Source organism: Luminiphilus sp. nBUS_16, from assembly GCF_051201645.1.
Classification (GTDB): Bacteria; Pseudomonadota; Gammaproteobacteria; order Pseudomonadales; family Halieaceae; genus Luminiphilus.
Genome location: NZ_CP179205.1, coordinates 2,573,542 through 2,588,209, shown reverse-complemented (window position 1 = coordinate 2,588,209; position 14,668 = coordinate 2,573,542). Strand labels below are relative to the sequence as shown.

Below are 14,668 nucleotides of genomic sequence, written 5' to 3'. Positions count from 1 at the left end.
AGCGGCAGTGTACCTGTGAAGGGCTTACGACCTCAAAGCTGCCTCGAGCCCACTGCACTGTGCGTGCCAACTTTCAGCTCTTTTTTGACGAGAGAAAGTAACCGTAAACGGTCATCTCGGTTCAGAAAATTCCCTATCTCAACGGTTTGCTCACGGTTATGTATGGCCAGCGTGGGGCCCTCCCAATGGTGCTTTTCCGGCGTGACTGCCAGGGATGACTCATTCCGGTCGAATTGCCAGCTTCTCCGGGGGGCGTAGTGGCCAATGTCGATCTGTACGCTGCTTGGGTCCAGGGTAATGACGTGCCGGTACTGCAACTTCCAATTGACGTAGTACAGCGCGGCACCTAAAGCAATGAGTTCGGCGCCAGCAAAGGGCAGAATGGGCCATGCCCCCATAAAAGCAAAGCCTATCGCTGCACCTAGCGATGGAACGGCAATAGCTGCAAGCAGCCACAGGTTGTTCCGCCACGTAGAGGAGTGGTCAGGCCTGGCGATAATGGTGTGAACGTCGTCTTTTTGGGCACTACTCACCACGGTGATGTTCCTCTGGGATTGCCTAGATACTACGCAGGAAGATGCACAACTGGACTAGCCTGGTCGCGAGGTATACAGCCCTTTTACGTCAAAGGGTGTGGGGGAGTAGGCGCGCAAAAGCCCCTTTGTTTGCGGGTGCTGAAACGTTAGCTCGCAAGCATGCAGTAGCAGGCGTGGCGATGCTGACAACGCGTCTTCATGGGCATAAAGGTCGCACCCCATGATCGGGTGGCCCAGCGCCATAAGGTGTATGCGTAGTTGATGTGAGCGGCCTGTGACAGGTTTTAGCTCAAGCAAAGAACTGTTGGGCAATCGATCAAGCACGCGATAATGGGTGAGGGAGGGTTTGCCGGTTTCTACACATATTTTCTGCTTAGGGCGGTTGTGCCAGTCCTTAATAATGGGCAGGTCTATTTCGCCTTCATCATCCCGCACTTCACCGTAGACTAAAGCTCGATAGGTTTTGAGAACCGCGCGCTCTTGAAATTGCTGGTTGAGCGCTACCAATGTTGCTTTGTCTTTGGGGACAACCAGAATGCCACTGGTATCCAGATCTAATCGGTGAGCCGCGGCAACCCCCGGGAAGCGGTGTTCCAGGCGACTGATAAGACTGTCGCGATTAAGAGGGTGACGTCCGGGTACGCTGAGGAGAAGGTGTGGTTTGTCAATGATTAGCAGGGAATCATCGGCATAGAGAATACGAATGCTTTCACGGCTGTGGGGTACGAGATAGGGAGGGGGTTCCATGCCGGTTTCTGGCTCACAGGTCATGGCGTTTTACAGGTTCTTACCGAGGGCCTGTTGGTAGCGCGGTATGGTGTTAGCGATGCCCCAGCGAAGAGCATCCACGGTAAAGGCGTGGCCAATGGAGACCTCATCGAGGTGGGGAATTGTGAAGTCAGGTAAGTTGCTCAGATTTAAGTCGTGTCCTGCGTTTACCCCAAGACCTGCCGCAAAGGCAGCTTCAGCAGTTTCCTGAAACGCGCACAAGGTTTTTTCAAAATTGCCCGTCTCGTGCGCTCGGGCGTAACTTTCGGTATAGAGCTCGATGCGATCAGCGCCCAAATTCGCGACAGTGGCCATCACACTAGGTTCAGGATCCATGAAAAGACTCACACGGCAGCCTAGGTCCTTTAACACTTTAACGACCGGTTCGAGACGCTTACCGTCTTTTGCAAGGTCAAAACCATGGTCAGAGGTCAGTTGCTGATCGTTATCAGGGACGAGGGTCACTTGCGCGGGACCTACGGCCTGCACCAGGGCGACAAATCCTGGGTAGTCACCGACGTGTGACTGATCGCTGGCACGGGGCTCTGTGAAGGGATTGCCTTCGATGTTGAGCTCGACGTCTAGGGCAGATTGCAGGTCCAAGCAATCTTGTGCGCGAATATGTCGTTGATCTGGGCGAGGATGTACTGTGATTCCATCGGCACCTGCGGACACACACATGAGTGCATGGTCCACTACGTTTGGGATGGCGGTAACCCGTGAATTGCGAACCAGAGCAATTTTATTCAGATTGATGCTCAGTGCCGTCATTTTTTTTGCACGCGGACAATATTTTTAATGACAATCGCATCTACTGGAACGTCTTGAAAGGGACGCTGTCCCGCACTGGTGCTCATAAGGGTTGTGTCGGTATCTGCCGTCGCTATGAAGTCAACGACCCCCATGCCCTTAACGACTTCGCCAAAAACGGTATATCCCTGCTTTCCGGGTGCCCAATCGAGCTGCAAATTACTGCGTTGGTTTATGAAAAACTGCGCGGTTGCTGAGTCGGGGTCACTGGTTCTTGCCATGGCAATCGTTCCCCGAATATTGTGCAGTTTATTGCGACTCTCGTTAACAATAGGGTCACCAGATTCTTTCTCTGTCATCTCTGCAGTGAAGCCTCCGCCTTGCACCATAAAGTTGCTAATAACTCGGTGAAAGATCGTTCCGTTGTAAAATCCGGTGTCTACATAATTGAGAAAGTTTTCGACAGTGACTGGAGATTTTTCTGGGTAAAGCTTGAGGGTAATGTCCCCGGCGGAGGTCACGAGCTTTACGCGCACGGTGCTCGCGTTTTCTTGAGCCAATAAAAAACTAGAACTGGAAAACAGCCCCAGCAAGACAAATATTCTGCAAATGTATTTCATAGTAGGGAGTTCCAGTAGGGAGAACATAGGTGATTACGACCAGCCATCGTTTCGGCGTCGCTTCGGAATTAACTTGGGTGCAATGGCCATGATAATCACACCCAAAAGCACGGCGAGAGCACCGTCGATGATTTGATTGCTTTTAATGCGTTCTTGCAGACGTACATTTTCAAGTTTTAACAGTTCCGCCTCAGAGCGTTTGGTCTCTAAGTTCTTTGCCAGTAATTGGTTTCGTGAATCAAGCTCAATAGCCGCTCCGGATATTTGCTTTATTCGACTAAGCTCAGCTTCACTCACAGTCAGCTTTTCCTTGATTTCCAAGAGTTGGCCATCGGCTTCGTAGGCAACCGATTGTGAGTCGTCGAGCAAGCTTCGGAGTTTGTTTCTGTCTGCTTCGAGGTTGGCGTACGCCTTGTTTGCATCTTCAAGGAGCAGCTGGCTGGGCCGGTCGACTTGAATATACTGCGCACGCAGCCAGCCTCGGGTACCGCCTCGTGTCTCGACCTCAGCCCAGACGCCGTCCTCAGACAGTCCAAATTGGGTGATGGGTGTGCCTGATGACAAGCCTTTATTGACGATGCGGTATTCACCGCCGGCACCACTACGCACGGGCACGAGTATTTCATCGGTGATATAGCGTTGCTCTTCTCCAAAACTCGGCGCTGGCAGCAGTGCGCCTAGCAGCAAAAGTAGCCCAACGATGGCGCTAGGTGGCTGTATCAATGTGTTATTGGGGGTCATTAGTGGCTCTCCTTGTCTTTAACGTCCCTGGGGCGCCTGCAGTATCGCCTATTTTCGTGTTTCATGAGCCGTTGCTGTCGCTGCTGGTACTGTCGGCCTTCACCCAAGGCCCTATCATGACGGTCGTAATCACCATAATAAACAGGGTAAACCCAATGCCAGACCACAACTTATAGGAAACCCAAGTCGCCTCTGAAAATTGATAGGCCACGACAAGATTGAGTGTGCCTACCATGGCAAAGTGCATGGCCCATACCCAGCAAATTCGCCGCCAAACCGCTCGCGGAATTTGGATTTGAGAGCCCATGAGCCGCTCAATCAGGTTTTTTGTGCCCCAAAACTGCGACACGGCGAACGCGATGGCCATGCCCCAATTGAACACGGTGGGCTTCCACTGAATAAACAGCTCATTTTTAAAAAATAAGGTCGCGCCTCCAAAAACGAATACTGCCGCACTGGTCCATAACAAGCGTTTTTCAATGTACCCTGTTAGCCACCATTGGAGCGGTAAAATAAGAAAGGTCGCTATCAGCAAGCCCTTCGTGGCGCTGTAGATTCCGTCAACGGTATGCGTCCAGCCTGACACGGTAATGGTACTGCCATCCATTTGATAAATGACGAAAAAGATAATGATGGGAACAAATTCGGCCAGCTGTTTCATAAGGTATGCCTTACTTCTGGCAGGCGGGGGTTCGGGTACGTCGTCTTAGACATGTTCTCTGTTAACCTTGGACATTGCACAGTAGAGTTTAGAGCCCTTGTTGATTGACTTCCACACACACACTACGGCGTCTGATGGAGCGTTATCGCCCAGCGAGTTGTTTTCGAGAGCCGTTGACCGGGGTTTAACGGCGCTCGCTGTGACTGATCACGACACTTTGGCGGGTTGGCAGGCGGCCCAATCCCTGCAAAGTCATGGTGTCGCCCTTGTTTGCGGTGTCGAGTTGTCCTGCCTGTGGGGAGGTGCAACCATTCATGTCGTAGGCCTCAACGTTAACGCAAAGTCTGAGGAACTGCTGGAGGCCCTTGATCACCTTCAGCAGTTACGTCGCGATCGTGCGGAGAAAATTGCGGCTAAACTTGAGCGATTAGGCGCGGTTGGGGCGTTGGCGGGTGCCCAAGCGCTCGCGGGAGACGCGGCTATTTGCCGTCCTCACTTTGCACACTGGTTAGTTTCCGAGGGTTATATGCCCACTGTGAGCCGCGCTTTCGATAAATGGCTGGGTAATGGCAAGCCCGGCGATATCAAAACTCCTTGGCCAGCGCTGGCCGACACGGTTGCTGTGATTGTCGCGGCTGGGGGTGTTCCCATTCTTGCCCATCCATTGAAATATCGCTTTACCCGAACAAAACTAAGGGCGTTGTGTGACGCATTTTCTGTCGCCGGTGGCTTGGCGGTGGAGATTGTCAATGGCCGTCAGTCAGATGCTGAGATTACTCAGCTCAAACGTTTGGCTGTGGATAAAAATCTATCGGTATCGCTGGGCAGCGATTTTCATCGCGAATGGACTTACGGCGCCGACCTGGGAGTTGATGTCGCCATTGCAGGAGATATTTCAGGTGTTTGGGAGATGATTCTTTGAGCCAATTTTTTGCAATCCACCCGGAGACGCCCCAACTTCGCTTGGTCCGGCAGGCGGTGGAAATTTTGAGAGCTGGAGGGGTTGTCGCCTATCCCACCGATTCAGCCTACGCTTTGGGGTGTCGTTTGGGTGACAAGCACGCTTTAGAGTGTATTCGACGCATTCGAAAACTCGATGACAATCACAATTTTACGCTGGTTTGCCCAGACCTTTCGGTGTTGGGGACTTACGCCAAGGTCGACAACAGCGCCTACCGGCTGATCAAAAATGCTACCCCGGGGCCCTACACGTTTATTTTAGAGGCCACTGGAGAAGTGCCACGGCGCTTACTCCATCCCCGGAGAAAAACCGTGGGGGTTCGCGTGCCTGATAACGCCATTACCCAAGCGCTATTGGCTGAGTTTGCGGAGCCCATTATGAGTGTGACCTTGCAGCTGCCGGAGGATGACTACCCGTTAACTGATCCCTATGACATTCGGGCAACATTGGAGCATGACGTTGAGCTCGTAATAGACGGTGGCTATTGTGGCCTTGAGCCCACCACTGTCATTGATATGACCGCTGGCAGCTACCAAGTGTTGCGTGAGGGTTTGGGTGATATTTCGCGCCTCGCACTGAGCTGATATTGCCACTCTTTGGCAGACTCTGCGAGGGGACTGCGGTATACTTGGGGTGTGAATGAGACTATACCCCCTGATGCGCCAGAGTCTGTGGATGAGACCCCGAAACTTCGTCCTGCCGACCGTGTCGAGCGCCGCTTAAATAGCCCCCAGCAAGGTGAAATGCCTTTTGCTGTTGTCATGGGGCATGAGATGACTGAGCTTCCTAAAGATCTCTACATCCCACCCCAAGCGCTTGAAGTTTTTCTCGAAGCTTTTGAAGGCCCTCTCGATCTTCTGCTTTACCTCATACGTCGGCAAAATCTCGACATTTTAGATATTGGTGTGTCACAAATCACGACACAGTACATGGAATATGTCGAACTCATGGATGCGATGCAGTTCGAGCTGGCCGCTGAGTATTTGTTGATGGCGGCAATGTTGGCAGAAATAAAGTCGCGCATGCTGTTGCCTCGATCTACCGATATTGAAGAAGACGAGGAAGACCCAAGAGCTAATTTGATTCGCAGGCTGCAGGAGTACGAGCGCTTCAAACAGGCCGCTGAGGAGATCGACGGGCTTCCTAGGGTGGAGCGCGATACTTGGGTCGCCAAGATCGAGCCTCCTGACCTAAATCGTGATCGACCGCTGCCAGACCTAGACATGCGTGAGCTCTTGGTGGCTTTGGGTGAGGTGCTCAAGCGCGCTGATATGTATGAAAGCCATCAGATACAACGAGAGTCCTTATCGACCCGAGAGCGCATGTCAGATGTCCTCGAGGTCCTGCGGTCGAGTAATTTTGTGCCTTTTGTATCCCTCTTTAAAGCGGAGGAAGGGCGGTTAGGTGTGGTTGTAACTTTTCTGGCCATAATGGAGCTGATTAAGGAGTCTCTGGTGGAAATTGTGCAAACCGAGGGCTTTGGGCCCATCCATGTCAAGGCGAGGATCGATTGATGGCGGAGACGGGATTGGTTCAAATTCTTGAGGGCGCTTTGATGGTTGCTGGTGAGGCGCTGTCTATTCAGCGCCTGAGCCAACTGTTTGACGAGTTTGACCGTCCGGCCAATACCGACTTGCGAGAAGCTCTCGAGGAAGTGGGTAAACGCTGTGAAGGCCGCGGCTACGAGTTGGTTCAGGTTGCGACGGGGTATCGTTTTCAGGTGCGACAAAACTTGTCCACCTGGGTTGGTCGTCTTTGGCAAGAGCGGCCACCGCGTTATTCACGGGCGCTGTTAGAAACACTCTCGTTAATTGCCTATCGCCAGCCTATTACTCGAGGCGAGATTGAGGAAATTAGGGGTGTCGCGGTTAGTACGAACATTATCAAAACGCTGCAGGAGCGTGATTGGGTTCGTATCGTAGGGCACCGCGATGTGCCGGGTCGGCCGGCAATGTACGCTACCACGCGACAGTTTCTTGATTACTTTAACCTGAAGTCCCTCGAAGAATTGCCGCCACTCGCGGAGATTAAAGACCTAGAAAATCTTTCGGGTGACCTTCCGCTGGAAATTCTTGAAGTGGAAGCTGCAGCCGCCAATGACGAGGGGAGCGATGCGGCGGCCGCAGGTAACGATTTAGCCGCGGGCATTGCGGAATCAGAAGCAGAAGCGCCGGAGGGAGCCCTAGAGGAGCCCTCGCTGGCAGATCAGGCCACCGGCGATGCGAGCTCGGAAGAGGATGCGTCAGCAGGCGAGGCCGTTACGGCTGAAGCGGCAGAAGTGCCTCTGCCCGCAGCCTCGGCCTCGGAAGATAACGCTGTTGCCGAGAAAACCGCTGCCGTTGAAGAAACCTCAGATCAATTGGGCTCGGGACAGCCGTCAGACGCAGAGCAAGCCTCCAGTGAGAGTCATTCAGATGGAGAGCTGTTAGATGAGCAAAACCCAGCGCCCGCCAAGTAAAAGACCCCCAGAACCGCCGCCAGAGCCTCCCAAAGGCGATAAGTTGCAAAAGGCCCTAGCCAAAATTGGTCTCGGGTCACGCAGGGAGATTGAGCGCTGGATTGAGCAAGGCCGGTTAACGATTGGTGGGCGCAAGGCCAAGCTGGGCGATCGCGTAGTTGCTGGAGAGCGCGTCACTCTCGACGGTAAACCGGTGGAGCTCGATGACACCGAGAGGGTACGGTGTTTGCTTTACCACAAGCCCGTCGGCGAGGTGTGCTCACGTAAAGATCCTGAAGGTCGACGTACCGTCTTCGACTCGCTTCCTGAGCTTCAGGGCGGCCGCTGGATCGTTGTGGGGCGTCTAGATTTTAATACCTCAGGGCTTTTGCTCTTCACCACTGACGGCGAGCTGGCGCATAAAATGATGCACCCTAGCAGCACGATAGAGCGCGAGTACTTAGTGCGCGTTATGGGTCATGCGACGGATGAAATTCTCGATACGCTTCGAGCCGGGGTCATCCTTGATGACGGGCCTGCAAGATTTACCGATATTGTCGATGGCGGCGGAGACGGCATTAACCGTTGGTTCTATGTGGTGCTCATGGAGGGTCGCAACCGAGAGGTGCGCCGTCTCTGGGAGTCTCAAGGACTTACGGTATCGCGTTTAAAGCGTGTTCGTTACGGCGAGGTTTTCATACCTTCTAAGTTGAAGAAGGGTGAATGGACTGAGCTGCCTGACCGTGACGTTGAAGTTCTTTACGGCATGGCAAAGTTGCCGGCGAAGCCTATTATGCCGCTGGGAGAAAAATCTCGGGCCAAGCTCGAACGTCTCGCCAAAAAATCGGGAAAACAAACGGTGCGCCGACTGGCGAGCGGCAAGGGTGGGTTCCAGCGCAGGCGCAAGTAGCGGCTAACTTTGCACGCTTAACGCCTGACCATTGATGTCTTTACTGTCATCACTCATCAGAAATAGCCAGTGTTGCATTAATGCCTTGGGGTCCGGATTGGTCGTCGGGGGCTCCGCTGGATAAGCAGTGCGACGCATGGCCGTATTGATGGCGCCAGGATTTAGGCTATTAACCCTGATGTTGCTGATCGCACCTAATTCATCTGCAAGCACCTGCATCAGCCCTTCGGTGGCAAATTTTGAGACGGCATAGGCTCCCCAAAACGCTCGCCCTTGACGTCCAACGCCCGAGCTGGTGAAAACAACCGATGCCAAAGGAGCTTGCTCAAGCATTGGCAGCAGGGCTTGAGTCAGCATGAACGTTGCATTGACATTAACTTGCATAACTTGGTGCCAGAGTGCCGCACTAGTTTGCGCTAACGGCTTACGATCTCCAAGAATACTGGCATTGTGGAGCAAGCCGTCGAGTTTGGGGATTTCACTGGCTAGCTCTCCCGCTAGGGCAATCAAGTCATCGTGGCCGGCTTTTGCCAGATCTGTCGGGATAATGCCGGGCTCGACGCCCCCCTCGGCAACGATGGTGTCATAGACGGCCTCAAGCTTGGCTTCTGTCCTGCCTAGCAAAAGGACCTCCGCTCCATGCTGTGCAAATGACAGCGCGGCAGCTTTGCCGATGCCGTCCCCGGCCCCGGTGACTAGAATGGTTTTCCCCGCTAGTGCATCCGCTTGGGGAAGCCATTGATCAGGTAAAAAGGTCATTGAATTAACTGCCTAATAAAGGTTGCAAGCTCATGGCTCGATGACACGATGTGGTCGGCGCCCCACACAGCAGGGTCTTCTTCTGTGCTTAAGTAGCCATAGGCTGCCGCGATAGTGTAGCAACCGGCGCGTTTACCGGCTTCAATATCTCTTTTATGGTCACCCACATAAATCGCGTGCTCTGATTGACACTGCAGTAGGGCGCAACAACGTAATATTGCCTCAGGATGGGGCTTGGGTTCAGTGACCTCGCAGGGGGTTACCAAGGCGCCGGCAGGCGGGTCAAATACCATCGCAGCCATCAGGGGTTCCGCGAAACGCCGCATTTTATTCGTCACAACACCCCATGGAATAGCACTGTGGCTCAGGTCGGCAAGTAACTGTCTGAGGCCCTCGTAGGGTTGTGCTGAGCTGCCCAACTGATCCTCATAGTTATTCAGGAATTCATCGCGCAGCGTCTCAAATTCAGGCATGCCCTGTGTGCAGTTAAACCCCAATTCAATCATACCTGCGGCACCGTTGGAGACCACAGATCGGATGCTATCGTCAGAGAGATCAACGAGTTTTCGAGCGTGTCTCATTGTTTGTAACACCGCTACGAATTCGCTCGCGGTATCGACAAGCGTGCCGTCTAGGTCAAAGAGCACTGCCGCTGGTTTGCTCAGGGTTGGCATGGGTTCAGGGTGCCTTTGGTTTGGTTGCCCTAACCATATAGTTGACGGAGACATCTCTTGGGTGCAGCCGATAGTGCTGGCTGATGGGGTTGTAGGTGAGGCCGGACATTTGCGTGAGCGTCAGTCCGGCGTTGCGAATCCAGTTAGCTAGCTCTGAAGGCTTGATGAATTTGCTGTAATCATGCGTGCCCTTAGGGAGCAGATTTAAAAGGTATTCTGCTCCTACGATTGCAAACACAAAGGCCTTTGGGTTTCTGTTTATGGTGGAAAAATAGAGGTCGGCGCCGGGTTTTGCCAGATCTGCGCAAGCTTGAATAACGGCTCCGGGATCGGGAACATGCTCTAACATTTCAAGGCAAGTGACGACATCGTAAACACTACCCTCACGCTCTGCCAGCTGCTCAGCGGTTACCTTTTCATAGTCGATATCAAGGCCGCTTTCTAGCTGATGCAGGCGCGCTACGCTTAAAGGTGCCTCTCCCATGTCGATACCTTTAACCGCTTTAGCACCGCGCCAAGCCATGGCTTCGGTTAACAAGCCACCACCACAGCCGACATCAAGCAGCGTTTTTCCGCCTACTGCGGAATGTTCGTCGATCCAGCCTGCTCTGAGCGGGTTGATTTCATGGAGGGGTTTAAATTCGCTGTTGGGGTCCCACCAGCGTGCCGCTAGCGCTTCAAATTTTGCGATTTCTGCTGGGTCAACATTGGGTGTTGTGGTCATTGAGGGCTACTTCCAGTTAGTCAATAAAGCCCTGGTGGGCTCTGAATTTTTTAGGCCAGCTGGCGGCACGAGCTAGGATATCCGCCGGCGCCAGCGTGAGGGGCTGGCCATCACGGACCACCGCTTGTCCTGCGACCCAACTGTGCGTTAATTCGCTGCCGTTGGTCGCATAAACAACTTGTGAAATCACATTGTTCAGTGGCTGGGTGTGGGGCTGGCTTAAATCGATCGCAATCAGATCAGCAGCTTTACCGGGCTCTATTGAGCCCACTTCGGTTTCGAGTCCCAGTGCACGGGCTCCGCCGAGGGTCGCGATTTCCAATGCTGCCGTTGCTGAAAGTGCAGTTGCTTCCTGTGTCTCTACTTTAGCCAGCAATGCCGCCATTTGCAGTTCTGCGAGCATACTGAGTCGATTATTACTGGCGGCACCGTCTGTTCCCAAGGCGACGTTTATCCCCGCTTTGAGAAGCCGATCTACTGGGCTTATGCCGGAGGCCAGCTTCATGTTGGATCGAGGACAGTGAATGACGTGGCTGTTGCTGTTGGCCAATAGCCCAATATCGTAGTCCGACAGCGCTGTCATATGCACACATTGTGTCCGTGGCCCCAACAAACCCAAGCGATCCAAAAGGTTGATGGGACGTTCGCCTTGGGTTTTTAGGGCCGTCGTGACTTCGTTTTCTGTCTCGTGCAAATGAATTTGTAGTGGAGCATCGAGTTCGTGAAGTAGAGTGGCGATTTTCTGCAGTGTGGTTGTCGGCACGCTATACGTAGAGTGAGCGCCTATTCCCAGCTGAATTAGTGCGTGGTCTCTATATTCGTCACGAAGGGCCAGACCTTTATCCAAGCAAGCCTCGCTGTCACCCGCCCAGGCTGTGGCAACGTCAATAACGGGGAACACCAGTTGTGCTCGCAGCCCCGCTAGATCCGCCCTTTGAGCAGTGACTTCTGGGAAAAAATACATATCACTGAACGTTGTTGTTCCAGCCATCACCAACTCGAGAAGTGCAAGATCAGTCCCGTCGCGGACGAAGGCCTCAGAAACAAACTCCGCTTCCAAAGGCCAGATGTGGTCTTGTAGCCACGTCATTAACGGGGCGTCATCGGCAAAGCCACGCAGTAGGGTCATGGGGCTATGGCCATGGGCATTAATGAGCCCCGGCAGCAGCGCCTGTGTGGGTAAATTTAGGTGCTCAATTGCCTGAACCTTTCGGGCTTCCTCGGTGGGAACAATGCCAGTGATGCCGCCGTCGTTAACGATAACGCTATGACCTGTTAGGACAACGCCCTTCGGAACTACGGGCACGATCCATTCAGGATGGATAACCAGATCGGCAGCAAATGATGGGTTGTGTTGGGTCATCGTGGGAGTATAACCGTTGCCTTGTCCCCTTGCCCGCAATGCTTCGCGAAGATGGCCTCGAGGGGCTGAATTTGATATGCTCGGCAGCTCCAGCGGTGCTGGAAACTCCCCCGATCAGACAAAGCGGTTCTAATGGCAGAGACACCCAAGGAAATCGCACGTGAAGTGCTTCCTGTAAACATCGAAGACGAGCTCAAGCAGTCGTACATGGACTACGCTATGAGCGTAATCGTAGGGCGTGCGCTGCCTGACGTGCGTGATGGCCTCAAGCCTGTGCACCGCCGCGTGCTCTTCGCGATGAACGAACTCAACAACGATTGGAACAAGGCTTATAAAAAGTCGGCCAGAATCGTTGGTGACGTGATTGGTAAATATCACCCCCATGGAGATTCGGCGGTATACGACACGATTGTTCGCATGGCTCAGGACTTCTCATTGCGCTACACCCTCGTTGATGGGCAGGGTAATTTTGGCTCAATAGATGGGGACTCTGCCGCAGCCATGCGCTACACCGAAATCCGCATGAGCAAGCTGGCCCACGCGCTACTCGCGGACCTCGACAAGGAAACTGTCGATTTCGTCGATAACTACGACGGTTCAGAGCAGATCCCAGTGGTGTTGCCGACTCGGGCGCCCAATCTATTAATCAATGGTTCCTCGGGTATTGCGGTAGGAATGGCGACAAACATTCCTCCCCATAACCTCAGAGAGGTCGTGGCGGGCTGTTTAGCTTTTATTGACAACCCTGAGATAGATGTCGACGGGCTTATGGAATACATCCCAGGGCCTGACTTTCCGACGGGCGCGATCATTAATGGACGAGCTGGCATCGTTCAAGCTTATCGCACAGGACGCGGCCGGATTTATGTGCGGGCGCGAGCGGAGGTCATCACCGACGAAAGTCGCGGTAAAGACACCATAATCATCCACGAAATTCCCTATCAGCTGAACAAGGCTCGCCTGATAGAGCGCATTGCCGAGTTGGTGAAGGAAAAGAAGCTAGAAGGCATAACTGAGCTGCGGGATGAGTCCGACAAGGATGGATTGAGAGTCGTTATTGAATTACGCCGCGGTGAGATGGGCGACGTTGTTCTCAATAATTTGTATGCCCAAACTCAGCTGCAGTCGGTTGTCGGCATTAACATGGTGGCGTTGGTTGACGGTCAGCCCCGCACTTTAAACTTGCTGGAAATGATCGAGGCGTTTGTTCGCCATCGGCGAGAGGTAGTTACCCGAAGAACCGTTTATTTATTGCGTAAAGCGCGAGAGCGCGGTCATGTACTCGAAGGTCTTGCCATTGCTCTTGTCAATATCGACGAAATTATTGAGCTGATCAAAACCTCACCCACACCCGCAGACGCCAAAGCTGGCTTAGTGGCCAAACCTTGGCTGTCTGGCGAGGTTACTGGCATGCTGGAGCGTGCTGGAGAGGACGCTTGCCGCCCCGACGACCTACCCAAAGAGTTTGGTTTGCATGGCAGTGAGTACTTTCTATCACCCGCGCAGGCTCAAGCGATTCTGGAATTGCGACTGCATCGGTTGACCGGCCTTGAGCACGAAAAGCTCCTACAAGAATACTCGGACAAACTGGTCGAAATTGCCGGGTATTTAGAAATACTCCAAGATCCGGATCGCTTGCGTCAGGTGATTCGTGATGAGCTTAGAGATTTAGTCGAGGAATTTGGCGATGATCGACTGACTGAAATTACCGATTCCACCCACGATCTGAGCGTAGAGGATCTGATTACAGAAGAAGATCGCGTGGTGACAATTTCCCACGGTGGTTACGCAAAAACCCAATCCTTGTCGGATTATCAGGCACAGCGCCGGGGTGGCACAGGGCGATCAGCTACCGCTGTAAAGGATGAAGACTTTGTGGAGCACCTGCTCATTGCGAGCACCCACGCCACTATTTTGTGCTTCTCAGATCTCGGCAAGGTTTACTGGTTAAAGGTTTTCCATATTCCTCTGGCAAGTCGTAACGCACGGGGGCGACCCATGGTCAATTTACTGCCCCTCGATGAAGGTGAGCGCATCACCTCGATCCTGCCGGTAGAGGGCTATGAGGAAGGCCACTTTATTTTCATGGCGACGGCACGTGGCATCGTCAAGAAAACCGACATGCAGCAATTTGCGCGGCAGCGCAGCGTCGGCCTGCGAGCGCTTGAGTTAGAGGAAGATGATTGGCTGGTGGGAACCGCAGTCACCGATGGCAGCTGTGATGTCATGCTGTTGTCTAGTGAGGGCAAGGCCGTCAGGTTCCAAGAGCAGGCCGTTCGCGCCATGGGCCGCACGGCACGCGGTGTGAGGGGCATTAAATTGGGCGATGAACATCGCTTGATTTCACTTATCGTTCCACAGACGGAAAGCACTATTTTAACCGTGAGTGAGAAAGGGTACGGGAAACGCACAGACACCGCGGAATTTCCTTGCAAGGGCCGCGGTACCAAGGGCGTGATCGCGATGGCGACAACCGCAAAAAATGGCCCATTGGTTGGCGCCGTTCAAGTTTCTGCTGGGGATGAAATCATGTTGATTTCAGACCAAGGCACTGCGGTGAGAACGCGGGTTGAGGAGATATCAACTCTGGGTCGTAATACTCAGGGGGTCCGCGTCATTAAAACCCGTGAGGACGAAAAGCTGGTGCGCTTGAGTCGAATTGTTGAAGACGATGATGCGGTGTCAGACGCAGAGCTGGCCGAATCTGTGGCGTCCCCTGAGCCAGAGGTGTCGCCGGCTAGCGACGATACTGGAGAGTCTTAAA

General features: G+C 53.4%; 16 protein-coding genes. 6 read left to right on the top strand and 10 right to left on the bottom strand.

Going from position 1 to position 14,668, the window contains the following annotated elements:
* Window positions 1-32: 32 nt before the first annotated feature.
* The 6 genes from ACMAY6_RS11490 to ACMAY6_RS11465 all read right to left on the bottom strand — a co-directional run bounded on the left by ACMAY6_RS11490 (window position 33) and on the right by ACMAY6_RS11465 (window position 4,076).
* Window positions 33-533, bottom strand: a complete 501-nt coding sequence (locus ACMAY6_RS11490) for a DUF2244 domain-containing protein (protein ID WP_435211979.1) — start codon at window positions 531-533, stop codon at window positions 33-35.
* Window positions 534-590: 57 nt separating this feature from the next.
* Complete coding sequence (locus tag ACMAY6_RS11485; RefSeq protein ID WP_435211977.1) at window positions 591-1,283, bottom strand: RluA family pseudouridine synthase; 693 nt, start codon at window positions 1,281-1,283, stop codon at window positions 591-593.
* Window positions 1,284-1,313: 30 nt separating this feature from the next.
* Window positions 1,314-2,075 carry a pyridoxine 5'-phosphate synthase gene (locus tag ACMAY6_RS11480; protein WP_435211975.1) on the bottom strand — a complete coding sequence of 254 codons (762 nt, stop codon included), beginning with the start codon at window positions 2,073-2,075 and terminating at the stop codon, window positions 1,314-1,316.
* Complete coding sequence (locus tag ACMAY6_RS11475; RefSeq protein WP_435211973.1) at window positions 2,072-2,674, bottom strand: peptidylprolyl isomerase; 603 nt, start codon at window positions 2,672-2,674, stop codon at window positions 2,072-2,074. The genes ACMAY6_RS11480 and ACMAY6_RS11475 overlap by 4 nt, the downstream gene beginning before the upstream one ends.
* 33 nt (window positions 2,675-2,707) lie before the next feature.
* Window positions 2,708-3,415 (bottom strand): TIGR04211 family SH3 domain-containing protein, encoded by a 708-nt coding sequence (locus ACMAY6_RS11470; RefSeq protein ID WP_435211971.1) that lies wholly within the window; start codon window positions 3,413-3,415, stop codon window positions 2,708-2,710.
* Window positions 3,416-3,476: 61 nt separating this feature from the next.
* Window positions 3,477-4,076, bottom strand: a complete 600-nt coding sequence (locus tag ACMAY6_RS11465; protein WP_435211969.1) for an inner membrane-spanning protein YciB — start codon at window positions 4,074-4,076, stop codon at window positions 3,477-3,479.
* Between the two features lie 97 nt (window positions 4,077-4,173).
* Here ACMAY6_RS11465 and ACMAY6_RS11460 point away from each other — a divergent pair, with 97 nt between their 5' ends.
* The 5 genes from ACMAY6_RS11460 (at window position 4,174) to rluB (ending at window position 8,384) form a co-directional block, all read left to right on the top strand.
* Window positions 4,174-4,998: a PHP domain-containing protein gene (locus ACMAY6_RS11460; RefSeq protein ID WP_435211967.1), complete on the top strand. Its 825-nt coding sequence runs from the start codon at window positions 4,174-4,176 to the stop codon at window positions 4,996-4,998.
* A complete protein-coding gene (locus ACMAY6_RS11455; protein WP_435211966.1) occupies window positions 4,995-5,621 on the top strand; it encodes an L-threonylcarbamoyladenylate synthase in 627 nt (208 codons plus the stop codon). Before ACMAY6_RS11460 ends, ACMAY6_RS11455 begins: the two co-directional genes overlap by 4 nt.
* A gap of 87 nt (window positions 5,622-5,708) precedes the next feature.
* Window positions 5,709-6,551, top strand: a complete 843-nt coding sequence (locus tag ACMAY6_RS11450) for a segregation and condensation protein A (RefSeq protein WP_435216001.1) — start codon at window positions 5,709-5,711, stop codon at window positions 6,549-6,551.
* Window positions 6,551-7,495, top strand: a complete 945-nt coding sequence (gene scpB / locus ACMAY6_RS11445; protein WP_435211964.1) for an SMC-Scp complex subunit ScpB — start codon at window positions 6,551-6,553, stop codon at window positions 7,493-7,495. The genes ACMAY6_RS11450 and scpB overlap by 1 nt, the downstream gene beginning before the upstream one ends.
* Window positions 7,467-8,384 (top strand): 23S rRNA pseudouridine(2605) synthase RluB, encoded by a 918-nt coding sequence (rluB, locus tag ACMAY6_RS11440; RefSeq protein ID WP_435211962.1) that lies wholly within the window; start codon window positions 7,467-7,469, stop codon window positions 8,382-8,384. The genes scpB and rluB overlap by 29 nt, the downstream gene beginning before the upstream one ends.
* A 3-nt stretch (window positions 8,385-8,387) precedes the next feature.
* Here the strand turns inward: rluB and ACMAY6_RS11435 are convergent, their stop codons facing one another.
* Genes ACMAY6_RS11435 through ACMAY6_RS11420 form a run of 4 tightly spaced genes read right to left on the bottom strand, consistent with a single transcriptional unit; the run spans window position 8,388 to window position 11,904 of the window.
* Entirely contained in the window at window positions 8,388-9,143 is a 756-nt protein-coding gene (locus ACMAY6_RS11435; RefSeq protein WP_435211960.1) for a YciK family oxidoreductase, read from the bottom strand.
* On the bottom strand, window positions 9,140-9,817 hold the full coding sequence (locus ACMAY6_RS11430) for an HAD family hydrolase (RefSeq protein WP_435211958.1): 678 nt from the start codon (window positions 9,815-9,817) through the stop codon (window positions 9,140-9,142). Before ACMAY6_RS11430 ends, ACMAY6_RS11435 begins: the two co-directional genes overlap by 4 nt.
* Before the next feature lie 4 nt (window positions 9,818-9,821).
* The gene (ubiG, locus tag ACMAY6_RS11425; RefSeq protein ID WP_435211956.1) at window positions 9,822-10,541 is read right to left on the bottom strand and encodes a bifunctional 2-polyprenyl-6-hydroxyphenol methylase/3-demethylubiquinol 3-O-methyltransferase UbiG; all 720 of its coding nucleotides are present in this window, start codon (window positions 10,539-10,541) and stop codon (window positions 9,822-9,824) included.
* A 16-nt stretch (window positions 10,542-10,557) separates the two neighbouring features.
* The gene (locus ACMAY6_RS11420; RefSeq protein ID WP_435211954.1) at window positions 10,558-11,904 is read right to left on the bottom strand and encodes a TRZ/ATZ family hydrolase; all 1,347 of its coding nucleotides are present in this window, start codon (window positions 11,902-11,904) and stop codon (window positions 10,558-10,560) included.
* A 132-nt stretch (window positions 11,905-12,036) separates the two neighbouring features.
* Between ACMAY6_RS11420 and gyrA the strand changes: the two genes are divergently transcribed.
* On the top strand, window positions 12,037-14,667 hold the full coding sequence (gyrA, locus tag ACMAY6_RS11415; protein WP_435211952.1) for a DNA gyrase subunit A: 2,631 nt from the start codon (window positions 12,037-12,039) through the stop codon (window positions 14,665-14,667).
* Window position 14,668 lies beyond the last annotated feature (1 nt).

What these genes read in the sequence shown, in the direction of transcription:
- ACMAY6_RS11485 (WP_435211977.1), bottom strand. Translation starts at nt 1,283, where the DNA reads ATGGAACCCCCTCCCTATCTCGTACCCCACAGCCGTGAAAGCATTCGT.
- ACMAY6_RS11480 (WP_435211975.1), bottom strand. Translation starts at nt 2,075, where the DNA reads ATGACGGCACTGAGCATCAATCTGAATAAAATTGCTCTGGTTCGCAAT.
- ACMAY6_RS11475 (WP_435211973.1), bottom strand. Translation starts at nt 2,674, where the DNA reads ATGAAATACATTTGCAGAATATTTGTCTTGCTGGGGCTGTTTTCCAGT.
- ACMAY6_RS11470 (WP_435211971.1), bottom strand. Translation starts at nt 3,415, where the DNA reads ATGACCCCCAATAACACATTGATACAGCCACCTAGCGCCATCGTTGGG.
- ACMAY6_RS11465 (WP_435211969.1), bottom strand. Translation starts at nt 4,076, where the DNA reads ATGAAACAGCTGGCCGAATTTGTTCCCATCATTATCTTTTTCGTCATT.
- scpB (WP_435211964.1), top strand. Translation starts at nt 6,551, where the DNA reads ATGGCGGAGACGGGATTGGTTCAAATTCTTGAGGGCGCTTTGATGGTT.
- rluB (WP_435211962.1), top strand. Translation starts at nt 7,467, where the DNA reads ATGAGCAAAACCCAGCGCCCGCCAAGTAAAAGACCCCCAGAACCGCCG.
- ACMAY6_RS11435 (WP_435211960.1), bottom strand. Translation starts at nt 9,143, where the DNA reads ATGACCTTTTTACCTGATCAATGGCTTCCCCAAGCGGATGCACTAGCG.
- ACMAY6_RS11430 (WP_435211958.1), bottom strand. Translation starts at nt 9,817, where the DNA reads ATGCCAACCCTGAGCAAACCAGCGGCAGTGCTCTTTGACCTAGACGGC.
- ubiG (WP_435211956.1), bottom strand. Translation starts at nt 10,541, where the DNA reads ATGACCACAACACCCAATGTTGACCCAGCAGAAATCGCAAAATTTGAA.
- ACMAY6_RS11420 (WP_435211954.1), bottom strand. Translation starts at nt 11,904, where the DNA reads ATGACCCAACACAACCCATCATTTGCTGCCGATCTGGTTATCCATCCT.
- gyrA (WP_435211952.1), top strand. Translation starts at nt 12,037, where the DNA reads ATGGCAGAGACACCCAAGGAAATCGCACGTGAAGTGCTTCCTGTAAAC.